Origin of the sequence: Rhizorhabdus wittichii (genome assembly GCF_017607425.1) — a bacterium.
GTDB lineage: Bacteria > Pseudomonadota > Alphaproteobacteria > Sphingomonadales > Sphingomonadaceae > Rhizorhabdus > Rhizorhabdus wittichii.
Genome location: NZ_CP059319.1, coordinates 1,061,040 through 1,081,098, shown reverse-complemented (window position 1 = coordinate 1,081,098; position 20,059 = coordinate 1,061,040). Strand labels below are relative to the sequence as shown.

General features: G+C 69.7%; 23 protein-coding genes and 2 tRNA genes. 13 read left to right on the top strand and 12 right to left on the bottom strand.

All coding sequences use genetic code 11. The features are described 5' to 3' along the window. The first annotated feature begins 54 nt into the window (after window positions 1-54). From HRJ34_RS05250 to HRJ34_RS05235, 4 genes are read left to right on the top strand one after another with little or no spacing between them, the layout of a single operon-like run. Window positions 55-798: a ComF family protein gene (locus HRJ34_RS05250; RefSeq protein WP_208633513.1), complete on the top strand. Its 744-nt coding sequence runs from the start codon at window positions 55-57 to the stop codon at window positions 796-798. Window positions 799-847: 49 nt separating this feature from the next. Beyond that, complete coding sequence (gene grxC, locus HRJ34_RS05245) at window positions 848-1,105, top strand: glutaredoxin 3 (RefSeq protein WP_041379492.1); 258 nt, start codon at window positions 848-850, stop codon at window positions 1,103-1,105. 3 nt (window positions 1,106-1,108) lie between these two features. Beyond that, window positions 1,109-1,936 carry a carbon-nitrogen hydrolase family protein gene (locus HRJ34_RS05240; protein WP_208633512.1) on the top strand — a complete coding sequence of 276 codons (828 nt, stop codon included), beginning with the start codon at window positions 1,109-1,111 and terminating at the stop codon, window positions 1,934-1,936. After that, complete coding sequence (locus HRJ34_RS05235; protein ID WP_030091847.1) at window positions 1,933-2,403, top strand: DUF1178 family protein; 471 nt, start codon at window positions 1,933-1,935, stop codon at window positions 2,401-2,403. The genes HRJ34_RS05240 and HRJ34_RS05235 overlap by 4 nt, the downstream gene beginning before the upstream one ends. A 5-nt stretch (window positions 2,404-2,408) precedes the next feature. Here the strand turns inward: HRJ34_RS05235 and HRJ34_RS05230 are convergent, their stop codons facing one another. Together HRJ34_RS05230 and HRJ34_RS05225 are read right to left on the bottom strand one after the other, a co-directional pair. Next, window positions 2,409-2,819, bottom strand: a complete 411-nt coding sequence (locus HRJ34_RS05230; RefSeq protein WP_011951403.1) for a DUF2147 domain-containing protein — start codon at window positions 2,817-2,819, stop codon at window positions 2,409-2,411. 58 nt (window positions 2,820-2,877) lie between these two features. Further along, window positions 2,878-3,783: a LysR family transcriptional regulator gene (locus tag HRJ34_RS05225; protein WP_208633511.1), complete on the bottom strand. Its 906-nt coding sequence runs from the start codon at window positions 3,781-3,783 to the stop codon at window positions 2,878-2,880. 123 nt (window positions 3,784-3,906) lie between these two features. On the opposite strand from HRJ34_RS05225, the gene HRJ34_RS05220 reads away from it, so the two are divergent. From HRJ34_RS05220 to HRJ34_RS05210, 3 genes are all read left to right on the top strand, one after another. Next, a complete protein-coding gene (locus HRJ34_RS05220; RefSeq protein WP_029994186.1) occupies window positions 3,907-5,079 on the top strand; it encodes an MFS transporter in 1,173 nt (390 codons plus the stop codon). Window positions 5,080-5,183: 104 nt separating this feature from the next. Further along, window positions 5,184-5,948 carry an isocitrate lyase/PEP mutase family protein gene (locus tag HRJ34_RS05215; protein WP_208633510.1) on the top strand — a complete coding sequence of 255 codons (765 nt, stop codon included), beginning with the start codon at window positions 5,184-5,186 and terminating at the stop codon, window positions 5,946-5,948. Window positions 5,949-6,034: 86 nt separating this feature from the next. Further along, window positions 6,035-6,111: transfer RNA gene (locus tag HRJ34_RS05210), tRNA-Arg, on the top strand. A gap of 50 nt (window positions 6,112-6,161) precedes the next feature. Here HRJ34_RS05210 and HRJ34_RS05205 read toward each other — a convergent pair. From HRJ34_RS05205 to HRJ34_RS05175, 7 genes are all read right to left on the bottom strand, one after another. Beyond that, window positions 6,162-6,620: a methylated-DNA--[protein]-cysteine S-methyltransferase gene (locus tag HRJ34_RS05205; RefSeq protein WP_226949055.1), complete on the bottom strand. Its 459-nt coding sequence runs from the start codon at window positions 6,618-6,620 to the stop codon at window positions 6,162-6,164. Between the two features lie 64 nt (window positions 6,621-6,684). After that, window positions 6,685-7,446, bottom strand: coding sequence for a 2OG-Fe(II) oxygenase (locus HRJ34_RS05200; RefSeq protein ID WP_208633508.1), 762 nt, complete (start codon window positions 7,444-7,446; stop codon window positions 6,685-6,687). Window positions 7,447-7,547: 101 nt separating this feature from the next. Then, window positions 7,548-7,754 (bottom strand): hypothetical protein, encoded by a 207-nt coding sequence (locus tag HRJ34_RS05195; protein ID WP_208633507.1) that lies wholly within the window; start codon window positions 7,752-7,754, stop codon window positions 7,548-7,550. Next, complete coding sequence (alkB, locus tag HRJ34_RS05190; RefSeq protein WP_208633506.1) at window positions 7,751-8,395, bottom strand: DNA oxidative demethylase AlkB; 645 nt, start codon at window positions 8,393-8,395, stop codon at window positions 7,751-7,753. The genes HRJ34_RS05195 and alkB overlap by 4 nt, the downstream gene beginning before the upstream one ends. Beyond that, entirely contained in the window at window positions 8,388-9,005 is a 618-nt protein-coding gene (locus HRJ34_RS05185; RefSeq protein ID WP_208633505.1) for a hypothetical protein, read from the bottom strand. The genes alkB and HRJ34_RS05185 overlap by 8 nt, the downstream gene beginning before the upstream one ends. A 6-nt stretch (window positions 9,006-9,011) precedes the next feature. Beyond that, window positions 9,012-9,650, bottom strand: a complete 639-nt coding sequence (locus HRJ34_RS05180) for a DNA-3-methyladenine glycosylase family protein (RefSeq protein ID WP_208633504.1) — start codon at window positions 9,648-9,650, stop codon at window positions 9,012-9,014. A 191-nt stretch (window positions 9,651-9,841) separates the two neighbouring features. After that, window positions 9,842-11,572 carry an ATP-binding protein gene (locus tag HRJ34_RS05175; RefSeq protein ID WP_208633503.1) on the bottom strand — a complete coding sequence of 577 codons (1,731 nt, stop codon included), beginning with the start codon at window positions 11,570-11,572 and terminating at the stop codon, window positions 9,842-9,844. A gap of 165 nt (window positions 11,573-11,737) precedes the next feature. Here HRJ34_RS05175 and HRJ34_RS05170 point away from each other — a divergent pair, with 165 nt between their 5' ends. Both HRJ34_RS05170 and HRJ34_RS05165 read left to right on the top strand, forming a co-directional pair. Then, window positions 11,738-11,989, top strand: a complete 252-nt coding sequence (locus tag HRJ34_RS05170) for a hypothetical protein (RefSeq protein WP_016743722.1) — start codon at window positions 11,738-11,740, stop codon at window positions 11,987-11,989. A 195-nt stretch (window positions 11,990-12,184) separates the two neighbouring features. Continuing rightward, the gene (locus tag HRJ34_RS05165; protein WP_011951393.1) at window positions 12,185-12,364 is read left to right on the top strand and encodes a CsbD family protein; all 180 of its coding nucleotides are present in this window, start codon (window positions 12,185-12,187) and stop codon (window positions 12,362-12,364) included. Between the two features lie 275 nt (window positions 12,365-12,639). Here the strand turns inward: HRJ34_RS05165 and HRJ34_RS05160 are convergent. Next, a tRNA-Gly gene (locus HRJ34_RS05160) sits at window positions 12,640-12,713 on the bottom strand. Between the two features lie 105 nt (window positions 12,714-12,818). Between HRJ34_RS05160 and HRJ34_RS05155 the strand changes: the two genes are divergently transcribed. Genes HRJ34_RS05155 through HRJ34_RS05140 form a run of 4 tightly spaced genes read left to right on the top strand, consistent with a single transcriptional unit; the run spans window position 12,819 to window position 16,231 of the window. After that, complete coding sequence (locus HRJ34_RS05155; protein ID WP_011951392.1) at window positions 12,819-13,205, top strand: DUF983 domain-containing protein; 387 nt, start codon at window positions 12,819-12,821, stop codon at window positions 13,203-13,205. 35 nt (window positions 13,206-13,240) lie between these two features. Beyond that, window positions 13,241-13,945 carry a type II secretion system protein N gene (gspN, locus tag HRJ34_RS05150; RefSeq protein ID WP_011951391.1) on the top strand — a complete coding sequence of 235 codons (705 nt, stop codon included), beginning with the start codon at window positions 13,241-13,243 and terminating at the stop codon, window positions 13,943-13,945. A 41-nt stretch (window positions 13,946-13,986) separates the two neighbouring features. Next, window positions 13,987-16,047, top strand: a complete 2,061-nt coding sequence (locus tag HRJ34_RS05145; protein ID WP_208633502.1) for a protein-disulfide reductase DsbD family protein — start codon at window positions 13,987-13,989, stop codon at window positions 16,045-16,047. Window positions 16,048-16,060: 13 nt separating this feature from the next. Further along, window positions 16,061-16,231 carry a DUF1289 domain-containing protein gene (locus tag HRJ34_RS05140; RefSeq protein ID WP_208633501.1) on the top strand — a complete coding sequence of 57 codons (171 nt, stop codon included), beginning with the start codon at window positions 16,061-16,063 and terminating at the stop codon, window positions 16,229-16,231. Here the strand turns inward: HRJ34_RS05140 and HRJ34_RS05135 are convergent. Beyond that, entirely contained in the window at window positions 16,218-17,765 is a 1,548-nt protein-coding gene (locus HRJ34_RS05135) for an alkaline phosphatase D family protein (protein ID WP_208633500.1), read from the bottom strand. The genes HRJ34_RS05140 and HRJ34_RS05135 overlap by 14 nt on opposite strands. A 53-nt stretch (window positions 17,766-17,818) precedes the next feature. Continuing rightward, window positions 17,819-19,918: a TonB-dependent receptor domain-containing protein gene (locus HRJ34_RS05130; RefSeq protein ID WP_011951388.1), complete on the bottom strand. Its 2,100-nt coding sequence runs from the start codon at window positions 19,916-19,918 to the stop codon at window positions 17,819-17,821. Window positions 19,919-20,059 lie beyond the last annotated feature (141 nt).

The window sequence follows — 20,059 nt, the reverse complement described above, 5'->3', positions numbered from 1 at the left end:
GCGCGCTTGTGCCGCCGGCGCGCTTGCGTGACAAGACGGCATCGGGGGGACGTCATGCGGCTGCTGGTCGGGGGATTGCGGGGGATCGCGGGCGCGGGGCTGCGCTTCGCCCTGCCGCCGCGCTGTCCCGGTTGCGGCGTGATCACGCCCGACATGCACCAGTTCTGCCTCGACTGCTGGTCGGCGCTCGATTTCCTCGGCGATCCGCAATGCGCGCGCTGCGGGGCCCCGTTCGAGGTTGATCCGGGGCCCGGCGCCTTGTGCGGCGGCTGCCATGCCGATCCGCCCGCGTTCGATTCGATGCGCGCCGCCGTCGCCTATGGGCCGATCGCCCGCGCACTCGCGCTCAAGCTCAAATATGGCCGCCGGCCCGGCATTGCCCACACCATGGCCGCGCAGTTGCGCCGGCATCTGCCCGGGGGCGAGGCTCTGGTGGTGCCGGTCCCGCTCCATCGCTGGCGGATCTGGACGCGCGGCTACAACCAGTCGGCGCTGATGGCGCGGGCCGTCGTTCGCGGAACCGGACATCTCCTCGCGCTCGACGCGCTGGTCCGCACCAGGGCGACTCCGTCGCTGCGCGGGCTGGGCCCAGACCAGCGGGCCAAGGCTGTGCGCGGCGCCTTCGCGGTGCGCGACCGGGGGGCGGTCAAGGGGCGGGCGGTGCTGCTGGTCGACGACGTCTACACGACGGGCGCCACCGCCGATGCCTGCGCGCGGGCGCTCAGGCGGGCCGGCGCAAGCCGGGTCGACCTGATCTGCTGGGCGCGCGTGGTGCGCGACGAGGATGTCGCGCGTTGACTTTCGCGGCCGGCGACAACATTTCGGGGTGGAAAAGGAAATGGATCGCATGCCCAAGGTCGAAATCTACACCAAGGCCTTCTGCCCCTATTGCTCGCGCGCCAAGGCGCTGCTCGAGACGAAGGGCGTCGGTTTCGAGGAATATGACATCAGCATGGGCGGCCCGAAGCGCGCCGAGATGATCGAGCGCGCCCGGGGCGGATCGACCGTGCCGCAGATCTTCATCGACGACCGCCACATCGGCGGCTGCGACGACATGTTTGCGCTCGATCGCCAGGGCAAGCTCGACCCGCTGCTGGCGGCCTGAGCGATGCGCGTCGCCGTCCTCCAGAGCCGCACCGGGATCGATCCCGCCACCAACGCCGCGATCCTCGTCGATGCGGTCGCGCAGGCGAAGGCGGGCGGGGCGGACATGTTGTTCACGCCCGAAATGTCGGGCCTGCTCGACCAGGACCGCGCCCGCGCCGCCGGGCATCTGCGCGACGAGGGCGGCGATCCGGTGCTGGCGGCGGTGCGCGCGGCGGCGGCCGAGCAGGGCATCTGGGTCGATCTCGGCTCGCTGGCCTTGACCGGCGGGGCCGATGGACGGCTCGTCAACCGCGGCTTCGTGATCGACGACACTGGCGCGATCCGGGCGCGCTACGACAAGATCCACCTGTTCGACGTCGACCTGCCGACCGGCGAGAGCTGGCGCGAATCCAGGGCCTATGCGCCCGGCGAGCGCAGCGTGATCGCGACGACGCCCTGGGCCAGGATCGGCCTGTCGATCTGCTACGACATGCGGTTCCCCGATCTCTACCGCGCGCTCAGCAATGCGGGGGCGGAGATATTGTCGGTGCCGGCCGCCTTCACCGTGCCGACCGGCCGGGCGCATTGGCATGTGCTGCTGCGCGCCCGCGCGATCGAGGCGGGGGCGTTCGTCGTCGCCGCCGCGCAATGCGGCGAGCATGAGGACGGCCGCGCCACCTATGGCCATTCGCTGGTGGTCGATCCGTGGGGCGAGGTGCTGCTCGACATGGGCGAGGGGCAGGGCGTCGGCTTCGCCGATCTCGACATGGCGCGGCTCGCCGACATCCGCCTGCGGGTGCCCGCGCTGAAGAATCGCCGCCCGATCGGCGCGGTCGAGGTCAGCGCATGATCGTCTTCGATCTCGCTTGCAACACTGCTGGCCATGTCTTTGAAATCTGGTTCGGATCGTCCGCCGACTATGAGGACCAGAAGGCGCGCGGGCTGGTCATGTGCCCCTATTGCGGATCGACCGACGTCGACAAGGCGGTGATGGCCCCGAACGTCGCCGCCAAGGGCAACCAGCGCAGCGAGCCATCCGCCACGGCGCCGGTCCCGGCCGCCGCCAACGTCCCGTCGCCCGAGGCGTTCAAGGCGATGGTGGGCAAGCTCGCCGAGGTTCAGGCGAGGATGCTCGAGGGCTCCGACTATGTCGGCAGCCGCTTCGCCGACGAGGCGCGCTCGATGCATCTGGGCGAGCAGGAGAGCCGCCCGATCCACGGCCAGACCAGCCCCGAGGAAGCCAAGGCGCTGATCGACGAGGGCGTGCCGGTCGCGCCGCTGCTGCTCCCCGTGCGTCCGCCGAAAAGCGAGAACTGACGAGCTTATTCGGCGATCCGCGTCCAGCTCTGCGACTTGCAGCCGATCCGCCCGACCAGGCAGCCGCTGCCCTTCAGATGGGTTTCGTCGACCACCTCGATCGTTCCCGAGAAGGTCTTGCCGATATCGGGGACGAACACCTTGCCGCGCCACAGGCCCGGTTTCTGCAGCCGGAAATCCTTGAACAGCGTCGCGCCGACCAGCTTGTCGGTCCCGCCGCGCGCGGCGTCGGCGCGGGCCTTGTCGTTCGCCCAGACCACGACGCCGCACATCCGCTGGCCGCAGGGCTCGGCGCGAACATGGACGCTGTTCTGGGGGTTGCGCCAGGTGCCGAACGACTGATCGGCGCGGGCAGCGCCGGCGGCGACCGGGACGCTGGCGAGGGCGAGGGCCGCAAGGCCCGGGATCATCTTCATCCGACCATCTCCTCGGCCCGAGGCTATGGAGTCCGTGCGCGCCGCGCAAGCCGTTCCGCTATCGCAGCCGTTCGGCCAGGAAATCGACGAAGACCCGAACCCGCGCGGGGGTGTTGGCGCCGCCGACGAACACCGCGTGGATCGCCTCGACGTCGCCCGGATTATATTCCTCGAGGATCGGCACCAGCCGTCCGGCGGCGATCCGCTCGACGACGCTGAAGGCGCCCACCCGGGTGATGCCGACGCCGGCCGTGGCGAGCTGGGCGAGCGTCTCGCCATTGTTCGCCTCGATGCTGCCCCGGACGCCCAGCGCATAATCGCGCCCGTCCTTGCGGAACGGCCAGACCGGCTCGACCCGGCGGAAGTTGAAGTTGAGGCAGACATGGTCGTGGAGGTCCTCGGGGACCGATGGCGTGCCGTGGCAGGCGAGATAATCGGGCGAAGCGACGATCACCCGCCGGGTCTCGCCCAGCTTGCGCGCGGTCAGCGCGCTGTCGGCGAGCGGGCCGAAGCGGATCGCGACGTCGGCCTGTCCGCCGGCGACGTCGACCACCCGGTCGGTCAGCCCAACGTCGACCAGGATATGGGGATGAAGGCGGACGAAGTCGCCGAGCAGCGGCACGACGCATTGCCGCCCATGCGCCAGCGACACGCTGACCCGCAACCGCCCGCGCGGCGCGCCCTGGTCGGCGATCGCCTGCTCGGCGTCGTCGAGATCGGCGAGGATGCGGCGGGCGGCGCCGAGATAGGCCTGCCCCTCGACCGTCAGGGTCAGCGCTCGGGTGGTGCGCAGCAGCAGGCGGACGCCCAGCCGCGCCTCGATCCGGTCGATCGCCCGGCTGACCGCCGACGGGGTGAGGCCCAGCTTCCGTCCGGCCGCCGAGAAGCTGCCCTCCGCCGCCACCGCCGCGAACAGTTCGAGCGCGCGGGCGCGGTCGGTGTCGCCGCTTATCTTTGCGTCCATGTCAAAAATCCTTCGCTTTCCGCTGCTCTACTCTCGCAGGGTTTCGTCGTCCATCTGTGCCCCTGCGTAGCAGCGGAGGGACGATCTTCCATCCGATGCCGGCCTCATCAAGGAGCTTGCCCGATGAAGTTCAATCCGCCCTTGCTCGCCCTGGCGGCGGGCGCCTTCGGGATCGGCGTGACCGAGTTCGCGCCGATGGGGCTGTTGCCCGTCATCGCCCGCGACCTGGACGTTTCGATTCCCGCGGCCGGCCTGCTGATCAGCGCCTATGCGCTGGGGGTGCTGCTCGGCGCGCCGCTGATGACGCTCACCACCGGCCGCGTGCCGCGCCGGACCCTGCTGATCCTGCTCGCGGCGATCTTCACCGTCGGCAACCTGCTGGCGGCGGTGTCGAACGGCTATGGCATGTTGCTCGTCGCCCGGCTGATCACCTCGCTCAACCATGGCGCCTTCTTCGGCGTCGGATCGGTCGTCGCGGCCAGCCTGGTGCCGGCCGAGCGGCGCGCGGGAGCGGTCGCCGCGATGTTCATGGGCCTGACGATCGCCACCGTCGTCGGCGTGCCGCTGGCCACCTGGGCGGGCGACCAGCTGGGCTGGCGCGCCTCCTTCTGGGGAATCGCGGGGCTCGGCCTGCTGACGATGGCGGCGTTGCGGCTGACCTTGCCGGCGATGCCCGCGCCGAGCGGCGGCGACGCGCTGGCCGAGCTGCGGGTGCTGCGGCGCGGCCCGGTGCTCGCGGCGCTCGGCCTGACGGTGATCGCGTCGAGCGCGATGTTCACCGTCTTCACCTATATCGCCCCGATCCTGCGGGAGGAGACCCATGCGTCGCTGGGCTTCGTCACGGCGATGCTGCTCACCTATGGGGTCGGGATGACCGTGGGCAACTGGATCGGCGGGCGTTTCGCCGACCGTTCGGTCGACCGGACCCTGATCGTCACCCTGGCCTCGCTGGTCGCCGTGCTCGCCGCGCTGGCGCTGCTGATGCCCTATGCCGTGCCGACCGCGATCCTCGTCTTCCTGTGGGGAGCGGTCAATTTCGCGCTGGTGCCGCCGTTGCAGATCCGGGTGATGTCCGCCGCCGCAGAGGCGCCGAACCTTGCCTCCGCGGTCAATATCGGCGCCTTCAACCTGGGCAACGCGATCGGCGCCGCGCTGGGCGGCGCGGTGATCGCGGGCGGGCTCGGCTATCCGGCGGTGGCGCTGGCCGGCGCGGCGGCATCGGCGCTGGGGCTGCTGGCGATCCTGCTGGGCCGGTCGGGCGAGGGCGTTCCGGCGCTGGCGGAGGCCCGGCGCTGATCGAGGCGGCGAACGGCCAGGCGTCATGAAGCGATGATAGTGGCATCGGGCGGGGACGAACCCATATTGGTTGTCCATCGCACCATCGAGGCCGGGAGCCGCACATGAGCATCGCCGACAGATTCGCCCTATTTTCGAAGCTGCACGTCGCGGGCGATCCGCTCCGCCTCGTCAACGTCTGGGACGCCGGCAGCGCGCGTGCCGTGGCCGAAGCCGGCGCGCCGGCGCTGGCGACGAGCAGTTGGGCGGTCGCCGCCGCCGCCGGCTATCCCGATGGCGAGGAGCTGCCGTTCGACGCGCTGCTCGCCACCGCCTCCGCCATCCTGCGGGCGACCGACCTGCCGGTCAGCGTCGATTTCGAGGGTGGCTATGCCGATGCGCCCGACGAGGTGCAGGGCCATGCGCGGACGTTGCTCGGGCTCGGCCTGGTCGGCTGCAATTTCGAGGACCGCAAGGTTCGGGGCGAAGGGCTCCATGGCGTCGAGGACCAGGCGGCGCGGTTGCGCGCGATCGTCGCGGCGGCGGCGGGGCTCGATCGTCCCATCTTCATCAACGCCCGCACCGACCTGTTCCTCGGCACCGATCCGGCCACCCATGCCGGCCGGGTCGACGAGGCGCTGGTCCGGGCGGAGGCCTATGCGGCGGCGGGGGCGGGGAGCTTCTTCGTCCCCGGCCTCGGCGATCCGGCGCTGATCGCGCGCATCTGCGGAGCGAGCCCCTTGCCGGTCAACGTGATGGTGCTCGACCCGACCGCCGACCTCGCCGCGCTCGCGAGGCTCGGCGTCGCGCGGATCAGCTTCGGTCCGGCGCCCTATGTCGCGGCGATGCAGTCGCTCGCCGCGCTGGCCGGGCAGCTATTGGGCCATTGATCGCCGGCGGGCTTTTCGCGCGATCGCCCGCCGCCTATCTGGACATCGGCGCGGGGCACGATAAGAGATGCGCCGTCCGCCGACGTGCCCCGGTAGCTCAGCAGGACAGAGCAACGGTTTCCTAAACCGCAGGTCGGGAGTTCGAGTCTCTCCCGGGGCACCAGCGCCGCCTGGCACGACACGCCCGGCGACGAGAACGCAAACCCTTGCCCTCTATCGATCGATCGCTTTCCGTTCGCGGGCGAGAAGCGAGCGCTTGCGCCGGAAGCCCCATCGATAACCGGAGATCGAGCCGTCCTTCCTGATGACGCGGTGGCACGGCACCAGCACGGCCACCGCATTGTTGGCGATGGCGGCGGTGACGTCGCGCGCATCCCTGGTGCCGAGCCTGGCGGCCAGCGCGCCGTAGCTCGTCGTCTCGCCGCTCGGAATGTCCCTCAGCATCGTCCACACCATGACCTCATAGGGCGTTCCCCGCAGGTCGAGCGGCAGGCCCGGATCATAGCCGGGCTCCTCGATCGCGCGGACGGCCTTCGCGACGATCGGGGCGAGCTCGTCCGGTCGCTCATGGACGACGGCCTCGGGAAAGCGGGCGCGAAGGGCCTGCTCCACCGCCGGCCGTTGGTCGCCGAACTCGATCGCGACGATCCCGCGATCGGAGACGGCGACCATGACATCTCCGAGGGAGCTCGTCCCCCAGGCGAAGCGGATGATCTCTTGCATGGCGATACTCCGGTCAGGGGGCGTCGTGGAAAATGATTCCGAGGCAATGGCGCCGGCCCGAGCGCAGGCGGCTCACCCCATGGCGCATGTTCACGCGATAGACGCCGCGCGTGCCCTGCACCGGCCGATGATGGACCGCGAAGGCGACCGCATCGCCCTGCCTTAGGGGCACGACCTCGGCCCGGCTCTGCATGCGGGGACGCTGTTCGGTGAGGACGAACTCGCCGCCGGTGAAGTCCTCCCCCGGTTCCGACAGCAGGATGGCGACCTGGATGGGGAAGACGAGCTCGCCGTAGAGGTCCTGGTGCAGGCAATTATAGTCGCCCGGCCCATATTGCAGCAGCAGCGGCGTCGGCCGGGTCTGCCCGGCCTCGCGGCAGCGGGCGAGATAGGAGGCGTGGTCGACGGGATAGCGCTCCCCGATCCCCATCCGCTCGTTCCACCGGTTGGCGAGACCCGCCAGACGAGGATAGATCGCCGTCCGGAGCGCGCCGACCGGATCGGGCAGGGGATAGTTGAAATAGCGATATTCGCCCTTGCCGAAGCCGTGCCGGCCCATGACGACCCGGCTGCGGAAACGGCTTTCGTCCGGGTAGAGCGCCGCGATCGCCCGACATTCGTCGGCGGCGAGCAGGCTCGGCAGGATCGCGCAGCCGAAACCGTCCAGCTCGCCGGTGATCGCCGGCCAGTCATAGGCTGCCGCCCGGTCCTCCGCCGCCCGAACCTCCGCCGGTAGCGTCGCGGAGGCCGGGAGCCGGGAAGCCGCGTCGTTCATCGAAGTTACTCCTCGTCATCGCGTCATGCCCCGAAATAGGCCGCGTCCTCGCGGTCCAAACTCCGGTCCTTGTTCTTGAATCGGAAAGCCCGCCCGGCCGCTCAGGCCAGCCGGAAAATGTCGTCCGTGCCGAGCAGGAAGACCTCGCCCGACAGAAGGCGCAGGCGGATCTCGCCGCCCGCGAGAAGCGACCATTCCGCCAGTCCGTCGTCGACCATCCGTCCGATCCGTTCGAGCACGGCGGCCCTATGGGGATCGTTCGCCATGGCGCGGGTGCCGCAGCGCCCGATGCGCCGCGGATCCGTCACAGTGCTTTCCGGAAGGTCAGGTTGATGCGCTGTCGTCCGAGCATCTCGTGCTCGCCGTCCTTCAGTTCCGCGACGCCGTGGAAATGCAGGCGCGACGGTCCGCCCCATGCCGCGATATCGCAGTGCTCCAGCGCAAATCTCCGGGGCCTGTCGTCCCGTTTCGCTCCGCCGAACAGGAAGGTCGCCGGCAGCCCGAGCGAGACCGATATGATCGGGTGCGCGACATCCCGCTCGTTGCGATCCTGATGGAGCGAGAGGCGCGCGCCGGGGATATAGCGGTTGATGAGGCAGGCGTCCGGCTGGAACCCGCCATGGCCGGCGGCTTCCGCCGCGGCGCGGGCAAGCGCCGCGAAGCAATCGGGCATGGCGGGCCAGGGCGAAGCCGTCTTCGGGTCGATCCCGTCATAGCGATAGCCGGAGCGGTCGGTGAGCCAGCCGGCCGCGCCGCAATTGGTCATGGCGACCGACATGACATGACCGCCGGGCGTGGTCATGTGCCGGAAGGGCGAAATCGCGAGGACGTCCCGAAGCGCGGCAAGCAGCTCCGCCTCATAGGGCCGCGCGAACCCGCGCAGCAGGATCGCGCCGGCCGCCATGGTCACCACGGGAGGTTCCGCCTCCCCATCGAACAGATCACGCATGGCCCGTCTCGACGGAAGGATGAACGACAACGCGATAGCCGGCGCGCAATGCCGCCACCGTCGACGGTGGCGTCAGCAGGCGCTCCGCCCGCGGCAATGGCTCGGGCGGGCCATAGCCCCTGTCGGTCCAGCACCGGGCCAGGCCCTCATGGAGCAGGAAGGCCGCGCCCGCGTTCGCGACCATCGTGCCGTCGGGAAGGTCGATCGGCCGGCCCGGCGCCGGATGCGCGCGACGGCCGATCCGTTCCGCGTGCAGGACGGCGTCCATGGCTCCGGCGGAGGGCTGGGGAAGCCCCTGTCCCGCCGCCCATGCTTCGCGGAAGCGCAACGCAGCGGGGCGGCGGCACAGGAAACAGGGGCGATGGCCGGCGGCGAGCGCGACCGCTTCGTCGAGGAAGAACAGTTCCGTCCAGCTCCGGCCGCCCATCACGGCACGGCGACGGTCCCGGTAGTCACAGGTGCAGATCAGCCATGCCTTGCTCGTCCAGCGACGCTTTCCCAGCGTCCTGGTCGCGGGATCGTGGAGGATGCCGCGATTGCCGGTGAACAGGCCGCGCTGGTCGATGGCGACGATGTCGCCGAAGGGGGTGACCCGGTTCTGGAGCGGCATGACGCCCTACGTCCCGGCAGGCGCGCGATCGCGCGGGATGCGCCACAGATACCATGTGGCGACGGTGCGATGCGGCGCCCAGGCGCTGGCGATCCCGCGCAATGCCCTGGGCGTCGGCGGTGCGGGCAAGGCCTTCAGCAGGCGATAGCCCTCGCGCGCGCCGAAATCGTCGGCGGGCAGGACGTCGAGCCGTTCGAGCGAATAGATCAGCAGCATCTCGACCGTCCAGCGGCCGATCCCCCTGATGGCGGTGAGGCGATCGATCAGCGCCTCGTCCTCCATCGCGGCCGCGGCGTCGCGGCCGGGAACGAAGCCGGACAGCGCGGCGCCGGCGATCGCCTGGATGGTGGCGGCTTTCGCGGCGGAGAAGCCGCACGCGCGCAAGGCGTCGGGATCGGCATCCGCGAGCTGCTTCGGCGAAGGAAAGCCATGACCGCCCAGCCTGGTCTTCAGCCGGCCGATGATGGCGTCTCCGGCCCTGGCGGTGAGCTGCTGATAGGCGATCGACCGGACCAGCGCCTCATAGGGTTCGCGAGCCGCCTTCGGATCGTGCCGGCACGGACCGACCCGTTCGATCAGCCGCGCCCAATCCGGGCCGACGCTCTTCAGGAAGTCCACCGACTCCGCATATCGGGGATCATCCACGACGGGTAGGCGAGGGAAAGGAGGTTCCGGTCATGGTCCTGCATTTCTGATCGATGATGTCGGGAGAAGGTGATCCGCTCCGTGGTCGGGCGCACTCCGTCCCTTGCTCTGGAATTCGCTTTGCCCGCCGTCGGACGCCGCTTCTTATCCCGGAAGTGAAGCCATCCGACGCTGGAGCCGTCGATCGCTCGCTACAACCCGACCAGCTTGAGCATCGCGTCGGCGGTGCCTTCGAGGCCGTGGCGCGCCTCGCCGCGTCCCCGGCCGGCCATCGGCGCTTCCTCGACGATCAGCAGGCCGTCGCCGGCTTCGACGCGGTCCTTGAAGAGCTGCTCCCGGCCGAGGAAATAGGGCCAGAAGGTTTCGGTCCGCGCCACCGAATAGGCGAGGTCGGCCGAGAAGCCGACGAGCTGGTCCTGCCCGAAGACGCGGCCCTGCTCGGCGCGCTCGACCCGGACGCCGCGCCCGCCCTTGAGCGCCAGCCGCGTCGGGCCGTGGAAGACGAGATAGCGAAGCTGCAGGGTCAGCCAGGCGTTGAGCGAGAAGAGCCGCCAATGGCTGCTGATCCGCAAGGGACGGCCGATCGGCTGCGCCACCGCCGCCAGCGCGCGGGGCTGAAGGACGCAGGCGGCGCCTTCGGGCAGCGACAGGATCACCGTCTCGGCGAAGGGATCGCGCACCGCCGATATCGTCGTCGTCTCCCCGTCGCCCCGGATCCGGGTCAGGAAGGCGAGGCCGCTGACCAGGCTGGACAGCGGGTGGCGATAGTCGAGCAGCCAGCGGGTCGCCTTGGCGCCGCCATGCGAGGTTGATTGGAGATAGTCCTGCCGCACCAGCAGTTCCTCGCCCCGGTCGAGACGGATCGCGACCGAGGTGGTCGACGGGCCGGGCAGGGGGATGGCCGTCCCGCCGCCGCCCGGAACGCTGAGCCGGATCGCGGCGCGGCGCATCGCCATCGGCGCGAGCAGGAAAAAGAAGGCCAGCCGGATCGCATAGGGCGTCAGCAGGATCGCCAGCAGCGCCCAGGCCGCCGCGATCAGGATCGGCCGCAGCCCCAGGCGATCGGCCCAGAGACGCGCGCGTTCGGACCAGTTCCCCGCCCATTCGGTCCGCGCCCGATCGACATCGGCCGCGAACCGCTCTTGCCAGGCATCGAGCCGGGCGCCGGCCTCCGTCTCGGACCCCGCGAGCAGGGCCTCGGCGCGGGTGCGGGCGAGGGCGGCTTCGCGGCTCGTGGCGGCGAGCAGGTTGTGGCGGCCGACCTGTCGCCGCGCTTCGGCGCAGGCGGTCGCCGTCCGCGCGGCGAGCGCGCGATGCTCGTCATTGTCGAGCCAGGACCGCACCCGCCACCGCCAGCGCTGCTCGAACGCGGCGAGGTCTTCGCGCGCGCCGTCGCAGCCGTGGATCGCCGCCTGCGCCGCGGCGCGCTGTGCTTGCAGGTCGGTGGCGGCGGCGATGCTCGCCCGGTCGGCCAGCGCGAGCGAGCGCGCCGCCCGCAGCGCGCCGATCTCGCGATCGAGCATCAGCGCGCGCAGCTCGCGCCGCTTCGCCGCGAGCAGGGCGTCGCGGCCCTGCAAGGCAAGGACGAAGGTCGACGGCGCATTGCGCCCGGCCTGTTCGAGCGCCATCTTCTCGCGTTCGGCCAAGGCGATGCGGGCGTCGATCGCCGCCACGCCCTGTTGCCGCGTTTCGGCCACCGATGTCCCGATCGCATCCCGCGCGGTGGCGATCTCGCGATCGAGCTGGCGGCGCGAGAGGTCGAGCGCTTCGTAGCGCTGCTGCGCCTGCCGGTCGCCCTCGATCTCGCGCTTGATCCACGGCAGCGCGAAGGTCGCGAAGCCGATCGCGCAGACCAGCAGGGCATAAAGCAGCAACCGCCGCCCCAGCCAGCCGAACGCCCGCCCGATGATGTTCAACGCCATGACAGGCTCATAACGCCCTCGACCGGCTTCGCGGAAGACATGGGCGCGGATTTGATCGGACGCATCCCGGTTTTCGCACCGGATCGGACCGAGAGGCTTGTCAGCCTGACTATATCGTGCCGAAGATATAGCCGGAATTTTGGGGAGGGGCCTGTGAATCGATGGATGGAAGCCATTCTCGTCTTTGGGCCGGTGCTGCTTCCCTTCATCGCGATGCCCCTGTTGTGGCGCCGCATGAAGCGGGTGCGCGATGAAGCCTACAGGGCGCGGGAAGCCGAGCGACCCGAACCGCAATGGCAGGAAACCATCGATACCCGCGACGGCCTGCGCATCGTTCGTGATCAGCAAACCAATGAGGAATTGATCAAGCTCGGAGACCGGGCGTCTCATTCGCACTGGCCGATCAGCGATCCTTGACGATCGGAGCGGATGAACGAGGATCGTCTTCGCAGGAAATCAGAAGATTTATTATAATTTCAGTATATTAAATGGTAATCCTGAGAATCTTTCTCGGATGAAGGGCGCCGGTGGCAATTAATTAATGGAGCTTCGCCCCTGCCTTGGGCGTTCGATTGTCCGTGCCGGGTCAATGGCATGTGATGGAGGACGACGATGGGTGAATATACCGATAAGGCGAAGGGTGCCGTCAACGAGGCGATCGGCAAGGCAAAGCAATCGATCGGCAAAGAGGCGAACAAGCCGGGCCTGGTCGCCAAGGGCATCGCTCAGGAAGCCAAGGGAGCTGCCCAAAAGCTTAAAGGCGCGGCCGAGGGCGTGGCCAAGAAGCTTTGACCGATGGAGAGTTGGCCCTTCCGCAGAGGGCCAACCTCCTTTCTGGCATATCGAAACCCGGAAGGCTGATCAGCGGCACATCCTGTCGCGCAGCTATTGCCGCCGAGCCCGACGATTTCATGCGCGCGCGGATGGCCTAATTGGTCGACCTGATCGAAGCCAACTCCGCTTGTGGATTTTGGCTGAGCTACTAGCAAAAGTCGGAATTCCGACATCGGAAAGTCGGAACGAGGTCGTATCGGACCGAATTGCGCGAACTAAGTACCTGAAAAGATTGGAGCGGGTGAAGGGAATCGAACCCTCGTCGTAAGCTTGGGAAGCTTCTGCTCTACCATTGAGCTACACCCGCCCGGTTCGCGCCGCTTGCCACAGCCGGGGCGGATCGGTCAACGACATTAGTCGTCGGAAACGCAAAGCGCTTCCGCCTCGAATGATCAGGCTCTATGGGGGCGCCATGAACCAGCCCTCATCGTTCGGCGAGCGCGACCTGCGTTCGGCGCTGCTGCGCGGCCTGCGCGGCGAATGTCCGGCCTGCGGCGACGCCAAGCTGTTCGGCCGCTTCCTCAAGCCCGTCCCGCATTGTCCGTCCTGCGGGCAGGACTGGACGGTGCACAGCGCCGACGACATGCCCGCCTATCTGGTCGTGCTGATCCTGGGCCATGTGCTCGTGCCGATCCTGGTCGCGGTCAACATGCGCTACGATCTGCCGATGTGGCTCGACATGACGCTGTGGCCGGGGCTGGCGGTAATCCTGGCGCTGCTGATGATCCAGCCGGCCAAGGGCGTGGTGATCGGCTTCCAATGGGCCAGGCGGATGCACGGCTTCGCAAGAGGGCGCTGACGGGGCATAAGGGCGTAGGGCAAAAGGGGAGCATCATGAGGACGATCCTGCTGTTTCTGCTGGTCGTCGCGGCGGCCGTCGTCGCGATACCGTTCATTCCGCTCAAGACCGCGATCGGCCTGATGCAGCTCGACCGCGTCGGCTTCGAGGCCGCGCAGGTCGAGGGCAATCTGTGGGAAGGGCAGCTCTACGACGCCCGGCTCGCCAAGATACAGCTCGGCGACGTTACGAGCCGGATGTCGCTCGCGGATGCCGCCAAGGGTCGTATCCGCCTCGACGTCGAGGGCACCGACGAGGTCTCGCGGCTGAAGGGCGTGTTCAGCTACGGCCTCGGTGGCGCGGGGATCGACGATTTCAGCGTCGGCATGCCGGTGGTCGCGGGACCGCAGCCGATCGGCAACGTCACCTTGATCGTCGATGCGCTCAAGGCGCGTTTCCCCGGCGGCGACTGCGAAGACGGCAGCGGCCAGGTCCGCGCCTATCTGTCCGGCGCGCTGCCGATGGTCGGCCTGCCCGGCGAGATGAGCGGCCCGGCGCTGTGCCGCGACGGCAAGCTCACCTTCGACATGGCGAGCCCGAGCGGGCGCGAGCAGGAACAGGTGACGATCCTGTCGCCGACCAAGTTCAAGGTCCGCCTGTTCATCAAGCCGACCGCGCCGCGGGTCGAGCAGATATTGCAGTCGCACGGCTTCCAGCGCGCCGACGACGGCTATGCCTATGAGGAGGAACGCTCGATCTGACGGCGCTTCCCGCGCGCCGCGGATCGGGCCATAAGCCCGGCATGACATCGATCGGCCGCCTGATTCCCCTGTTCGTCGCCCTGCTGCTGGCCGTGGCGGGGGCCGGTGCCGCCCCGGCCGCGCATATCAAGGCGGTGCTGGAGGCGGAGACGCTGCGCCCGGCGGCCGGCAGCCGCATCACCCTGGCGCTTGGCATGACGCCCGAGCGCGACTGGCACGGCTATTGGCTGAACCCCGGCGACGCGGGCGCGCCCGCCGACATCGTCTGGACGCTGCCGCGCGGGGCGACGGTCGGCTCGTTGCGCTATCCGGTGCCGCAGCGGCTGATCGTCCAGGGGCTGATGAACTATGTCTATGAGCGGCCCTATGCGCTGCTGATGACGCTGACCGTGCCCAAGGGGCTCGCCCCCGGCACGCCGCTGCGCATCGCCGGCAAGGCCCGCTGGCTCGCCTGCTCGCCGACGATCTGCGTGCCCGAGCAGGGGCCGGTCGCGATCGACCTGACGGTCGGCGACGGCGCGGTGACGGCGGCGTCGCGCGCGCGCTTCGACGCATGGCGGGCGAAGCTGCCGATGCCGCTGGGACAGATGGCGAGCTTCGAGGCGAAGCCGGGCAAGCTGCGCCTCGCCATTCCCTTCCCCAAGGGACGGCCCGTCACGGCGCCCTATTTCTACCCCGCCACCGACGGGGTCGCCGACTATGCCGCGCCGCAGGCGATCAGCCGCCGCGGCGACCGCCTGATCGTCGAGATCAAGGCGGCGCGGAACCCGCAGCCGGTGCAGGCGATCGAGGGGCTGATCGCGATCGGGCCCGACCGGGGCCTGATGGTGACGGCCCGGCCCGGCCCGGTGCCCGCAGCGGGCGTGCCGATCGCCGGCGCGGGCGACGAGGCCGGGGAGGGGGGCGGCTGGCGCACCTTCCTGCTCGCGCTCGGCGGCGCCCTGCTCGGCGGGCTGCTGCTCAACGCCATGCCCTGCGTCTTCCCGATCCTCAGCCTCAAGGCGCTGAGCCTCGCGCGCAGCGGTGAGACCGATCGCCACGCCCGGGTCGAGGCGCTCGCCTATACCGCCGGGATCGTGCTGAGCTGCGTCGCTCTCGGGCTGCTGCTGCTCGGCCTGCGCGCGGGCGGCGCGGCGGCGGGCTGGGGTTTCCAGTTGCAGGACCCACGGATGGTGTTCGTCCTGCTGCTGCTCGTCACCGCGATCAGCCTCAACCTCGCCGGCCTGTTCGAGCTGCGCGTGGTCGGTATCGGCGAGGCGATGACCAAGGGGCGCGGCGCGCTCCCTGCCTTCTGGACCGGCGTGCTCGCGGCGCTGGTGGCGACGCCGTGCAGCGGCCCGTTCATGGCGGGCGCGGTCGGCGCCGCGTTGCTGCTGCCTCCGGCCGCCTCGCTGGCGGTGTTCGCCGGGCTCGGCCTGGGCCTGGCGCTGCCCTTCCTGCTGGTCGGCTTCGTGCCGGCGCTGCGCCGCCTGTTGCCGAAGCCGGGCGCCTGGATGGACCGGCTGCGCCGCATCCTCTCGGTCCCGATGTTCCTGACCGCGCTCGGCCTCGCCTGGGTGCTGGGTCAGCAGGCCGGGGTCGATCGCCTGGTGCAGGGGGTCGGCGCCGCGCTGCTGCTCGGCCTCGCGCTCTGGTGGGTCGGCGCGCGGCAGGCGCAGGGCAAGCGGCACAGCTGGATTCCGGTGGCGCCGGTGCTCGCCGCCGTGCTGGCGCTGCTGCTCGTCACGCCGTCGGGCGGCAGCCCGGCCGCCGCGGCGCCCACGGGCGAGGCCGGCGCGGAACCGTTCAGCGAGGCGCGCCTCGCCGCGCTCCAGGCACAGAAGAAGCCGGTCTTCCTCTATTTCACCGCCGACTGGTGCCTGACCTGCAAGGTCAATGAGAAGGCGGCGATCGAGCGGCCCGCGGTGCGCGAGGCGTTCGACCGGGCCGGCGTCGTGGTGATGGTCGGCGACTGGACCAACGGCGATCCCGCGATCGGCCGCTTCCTCGAGGCGCAGGGGCGTTCGGGCGTGCCGCTCTACCTGTTCTACGACAAGGACGGGCGGCAGGAGACGCTGCCCCAGCTGCTGACCCCGGCGACGCTCACCGCGCTCGCGGCCTGACCCGCGCCGCGCGATGGCGGTCTCATCCCCCTGCAACAAGGTCTGCGAGATCGAGCCGGCCAGCGGCTATTGCCGGGGATGCCGCCGTACGATCGAGGAGATCGTCGCCTGGCCCACCACCGACGATGCGTGGAAACGCGCGGTGATCGAACGACTGAAGGACCGGACGGTCAGGAGAGGTTGATCGCCGGCTTGCCGCGCTCGACGCTGGCGGTGGCGAGCGTCGCGATCGCACCGCCGGGGGTCGTCACCTGGTCGACGCCGCGGAAGCGGGTCTGCCACAGGTCGCGCGTCACCTCGCAGACCGCATAGCCCCGCTGGTCGCTGACATATTGAAGTGCCGGGTTGTGGGCGCGCAGCTGCGCCTGCACCTCGGGCCTGACCCATCCGTCGCCGCCCGAGCTGATCGAGGTGACGACGAATTCCGGCGCGGCGACCTCGCCCTTGCCGCCCTGGCGGCGCAGTTCGCCCGCGAAATTCTGGTGCTCGTCGCCGGTCATCACGATCACGTCGCCGCGTCCGGCGAAGCGCGCCGCCATCCGTTCGCGCGCGGCGTCATAGCCCGCCCAGCTGTCGAGGTTGCGGATCTCGCCGCCGCCGGGCTCGCTCTGGCGGTCGAGCGGCATCATCATCACCTGCTGGGCGACGAGGTTCCAGCGGCTGCCGCCGTCGCTCAGGCCGCGCTCCAGCCATTGCTCCTGCGCGCCGCCCAGCACCGTCCGCTTCGGATCGGCGACGGCGGGGCAGGTAGGCTCGAACCCGCCCTTGCACGGCAGCGGGCTGCGATATTGGCGCGTGTCGAGGAAATGCGTCGTCAGCAGGTCGCCGATCCGGCTGCGGCGGTAGAGCTGCATCGCGCCGCCGCTGGGCATCGACGCCCGGCGCAGCGGCATATGCTCATAATAGGCCTGCATCGCCGCCGCGCGGCGGATCGCGAACAGCGCGGGATCGGGCTGATAGGGACTGACGGTCGAGGTCCAGTTGTCGACCACCTCATGGTCGTCGAAGGTGGTGAACCAGGGCGCGACGCGATGCGCGGCCTGCAGGTCGGGGTCCATCTTGTACTGGGCGTAGCGGCGCCGATAGTCGCCGATCGTATAGCATTCGGTGCCGACATGATCGCGGACATGGACGCGCGCGCGGCCGTCGCGCTCATAGTTCACCTGCCGGGCGCGATCCTCGTAGATATAGTCGCCATAGTGCCAGATGAAGGCGACGTCCTCGCGCGCCAGATGGGCATAGGCGGTGAACAGCCCGTCCTCATAATGCTGGCATCCGGCCGCGGCGAAGCGCAGCCGGTCGAGCGCCGCGCCGGGCGCGGGCAGGGTGCGGGTCCGGCCGAGCTGGGTCTTGTCGCGGCCGAGGACGAAGCGATACCAATAGGGGCGGTCGGGCTGCAGGCCGGCAAGCTCGACATGGACCGAATGGCCGAGTTCGGGCCAGGCGGTCGCGCTGCCCTTCTGCGCGACCCGCTTCATCCCCTCGTCCTCATAGACGAACCAGTCGACGTCGACCGGGCCCATCGGCATGCCGCCATGCTCGTCGACCGGATCGGGGCAGAGCCGCGTCCAGATGACGAAGCCGTCATGGCTCGGATCGCCCGAGGCGATGCCGAGCCGGAACGGGAAGGCGGTGAGGAGTTGCTGGGCGCGGAGGATCGCGGGGGCGGCGACCAGGCCGACGCCGGCCCCGGCGAGAATCTGGCGGCGTGAAAACATGGACGTCCCCTGCAACCCGAGCGTTGCAGGCTTATGACGCGGGGGGAGGCTTCCTAGAAGCCCACTCGCGCGGTGACGCGGAAGTCGCGGCCGGCGAGCGGGGCGAAGTCCTTGAGGTAGCTCGCATGGCGCCGCGCGTTCACATCGAAGATATTGTGCGCGGCGAGCACGATGCTGGTCTCCGGACGGTCGGCGAACGGGCGCAGGGTCAGCGAGGCGTTGACCAGCGTGTAGCCGGCGGTCGGCGTCTCGAAGCTGGCGAGTCGCTGCGCCTTGTCGGTCCATTCGACCTCGACCCGGCCGTCGACCCTGGCGCTTTCGGCGCTCAGGCCGCCCAGCAGGCGCAGCGGGGGGATACGCGGGGCGGGACCAAAGCCGGTGATCTTCGCATGGACGAAATCGCCTAGCGCGTCGGCCTTGATCGCGAAGCCGCCGAGCTGGGCGAGATCGGCGGTCGCCTCGAGCTCCGCGCCGTAGAAGCGGGCCTTGGCCTGGGCGTAGCGGAACACGGGCAGGCCGTCTTCCAGCGTGCCGTCCGGGCTGTCGTAGATGAAGTTGTCGAACCAGTTGTGATAGATCGACGCGTGGATGGTGAAGCCCGGCCCCTTGCCGTGCAGCACGCCTTCGAGGCCCCAGCTCCGTTCGGTCTTGAAATCCGGGCTGCCGATCTCGAACGCCTCGGTGCCCGCGTGCGGGCCGTTGGCGAACAGCTCCTCGGCGGCCGGCGCGCGTTCGGTGCGCGACAGGTTGACGCCCAGCCGCCAGTCGTCGGTCACCCGGTAGGAGGCGCCGATCGATCCCGACAGCGTGTCGAAGTTGCGGCTGCCCTTGGGGAATTGCGGCTGGTCCTCGAACGGGTTGGCCGACAGCCAGCTCTTCTCGTAGCGCAGCCCGCCTTCGAGCTTCACCACGCCATAGTCGAGCTGCTGGAGGGTGAAGAGGCCGATCTGCTGGGTCTGGTTGCGCGGCAGGAAGGCTTCGTCGCCGACGACGTTGAAGTCGCGGATGAAGAACTGCGCGCCGGTCGCGCCATGCCACGCGCCATGATCGGCCTGGACCAGCTCGACCCGGCCTTCGAAGCCATTGTTGTAGAAGGCGGTGCCGACCGAGCCGTCCTCCTCCAGCTCGAAATGGCGATATTTGGCGTAGGCCAGCCGGGCGCGGATGGTCTGGATCACCGATCCGCCGGCGGCGATCTCCGCGCGCGCGTCGAAGCGGTTCTGGACGAGGTCGATGCGCGGCGCCTCCTGCTCCTGGCCCGGCTCGGTGGCGAAGCGGATCGGCACGCCGTAGCGGCTGTCATAATGGCTGTAGGCGATGCCGTAATGGCTGTCCCCGTCGATATAGGACAGGCCGCCGCCGGCGACCCAGGTCTCCGACTGGCTGTTGGGCAGCTTGCCCTTGACCGCGGCGTTGGCGGCGAAATCGATCTCCTCGTCCGGGTCGGCAGGAAGCTGCGCCGAGGCGAGCGCCTGCGCGCGGGCGGCGGGGCTCAGCGCATAGCCCCCGATCCGCAGATTGCCGGTCTTCTGGTAGCTGCCGTCGAGATGCGCGACGAAGCCGCCGCCGATCGGCGCGTCGAGCGCGGCGCCGCCCGACCGCTCGTTGGCGGCGCTGCCATAGGTCAGGATCGCGTCGACATGGACGGGCTCGTCGGGGATGGCGCGCGGGATGCGCTTGTCGATCACGTTGACGACGCCGCCGATCGCGGCCGATCCGTAGAGCAGCGCCTCCGGCCCGCGCAGCACCTCGATCCGCTCGGCGAGCAGCGGGTTGATCGCGACGGCATGGTCGACGCTGGTGTTCGACACGTCGACCGAGCCGATCCCGTCGGTCAGCACCCGGACCCGCTCGCCCTGCAGGCCGCGCAGGATCGGGCGCGAGGCGTTGGGGCCGAAGGAGGTGGCCGAGACGCCCGGCGTATGCTCGATCGTCTCGCCGATCGTCGGGCGCAGCGCCGTGGTGAGCTGCGCGCCGGTCAGCACCGAGGTGCCCGCCAGCACGTCCATCCGGTCGCGCTGGAGCGGCGCGGTGACGATGATGTCGGCGGATTCGGGGCGGTGATAGTCGTTGTCCCGTTCGTCGGCGAAGGCCGGCGAGGCCATCAGCGCGAACATGGAAATGGAGAAGGACAACCGACCCTTGAATGACATGATATACTATCCCTTACCTTGTGCGGCAGGGATTAGCGGTGATGTGATATTATATCAAGAGGGTTGTTGCGGACTCATTCCTTCCCGCGCGCAGCGGGGGGAGGGGGACCGCCGCAGGCGGTGGAGGGGTCTGCGACCCTA

Bases quoted from the DNA above. Each gene is read 5' to 3' on its own strand.
- HRJ34_RS05250 (WP_208633513.1), top strand. From the start codon at position 55: ATGCGGCTGCTGGTCGGGGGATTGCGGGGGATCGCGGGCGCGGGGCTG.
- grxC (WP_041379492.1), top strand. From the start codon at position 848: ATGCCCAAGGTCGAAATCTACACCAAGGCCTTCTGCCCCTATTGCTCG.
- HRJ34_RS05240 (WP_208633512.1), top strand. From the start codon at position 1,109: ATGCGCGTCGCCGTCCTCCAGAGCCGCACCGGGATCGATCCCGCCACC.
- HRJ34_RS05235 (WP_030091847.1), top strand. From the start codon at position 1,933: ATGATCGTCTTCGATCTCGCTTGCAACACTGCTGGCCATGTCTTTGAA.
- HRJ34_RS05230 (WP_011951403.1), bottom strand. From the start codon at position 2,819: ATGAAGATGATCCCGGGCCTTGCGGCCCTCGCCCTCGCCAGCGTCCCG.
- HRJ34_RS05225 (WP_208633511.1), bottom strand. From the start codon at position 3,783: ATGGACGCAAAGATAAGCGGCGACACCGACCGCGCCCGCGCGCTCGAA.
- HRJ34_RS05220 (WP_029994186.1), top strand. From the start codon at position 3,907: ATGAAGTTCAATCCGCCCTTGCTCGCCCTGGCGGCGGGCGCCTTCGGG.
- HRJ34_RS05215 (WP_208633510.1), top strand. From the start codon at position 5,184: ATGAGCATCGCCGACAGATTCGCCCTATTTTCGAAGCTGCACGTCGCG.
- HRJ34_RS05205 (WP_226949055.1), bottom strand. From the start codon at position 6,620: ATGGTCGCCGTCTCCGATCGCGGGATCGTCGCGATCGAGTTCGGCGAC.
- HRJ34_RS05200 (WP_208633508.1), bottom strand. From the start codon at position 7,446: ATGAACGACGCGGCTTCCCGGCTCCCGGCCTCCGCGACGCTACCGGCG.
- alkB (WP_208633506.1), bottom strand. From the start codon at position 8,395: ATGCGTGATCTGTTCGATGGGGAGGCGGAACCTCCCGTGGTGACCATG.
- HRJ34_RS05185 (WP_208633505.1), bottom strand. From the start codon at position 9,005: ATGCCGCTCCAGAACCGGGTCACCCCCTTCGGCGACATCGTCGCCATC.
- HRJ34_RS05175 (WP_208633503.1), bottom strand. From the start codon at position 11,572: ATGGCGTTGAACATCATCGGGCGGGCGTTCGGCTGGCTGGGGCGGCGG.
- HRJ34_RS05170 (WP_016743722.1), top strand. From the start codon at position 11,738: ATGGAAGCCATTCTCGTCTTTGGGCCGGTGCTGCTTCCCTTCATCGCG.
- HRJ34_RS05165 (WP_011951393.1), top strand. From the start codon at position 12,185: ATGGGTGAATATACCGATAAGGCGAAGGGTGCCGTCAACGAGGCGATC.
- HRJ34_RS05155 (WP_011951392.1), top strand. From the start codon at position 12,819: ATGAACCAGCCCTCATCGTTCGGCGAGCGCGACCTGCGTTCGGCGCTG.
- gspN (WP_011951391.1), top strand. From the start codon at position 13,241: ATGAGGACGATCCTGCTGTTTCTGCTGGTCGTCGCGGCGGCCGTCGTC.
- HRJ34_RS05145 (WP_208633502.1), top strand. From the start codon at position 13,987: ATGACATCGATCGGCCGCCTGATTCCCCTGTTCGTCGCCCTGCTGCTG.
- HRJ34_RS05140 (WP_208633501.1), top strand. From the start codon at position 16,061: ATGGCGGTCTCATCCCCCTGCAACAAGGTCTGCGAGATCGAGCCGGCC.
- HRJ34_RS05135 (WP_208633500.1), bottom strand. From the start codon at position 17,765: ATGTTTTCACGCCGCCAGATTCTCGCCGGGGCCGGCGTCGGCCTGGTC.
- HRJ34_RS05130 (WP_011951388.1), bottom strand. From the start codon at position 19,918: ATGTCATTCAAGGGTCGGTTGTCCTTCTCCATTTCCATGTTCGCGCTG.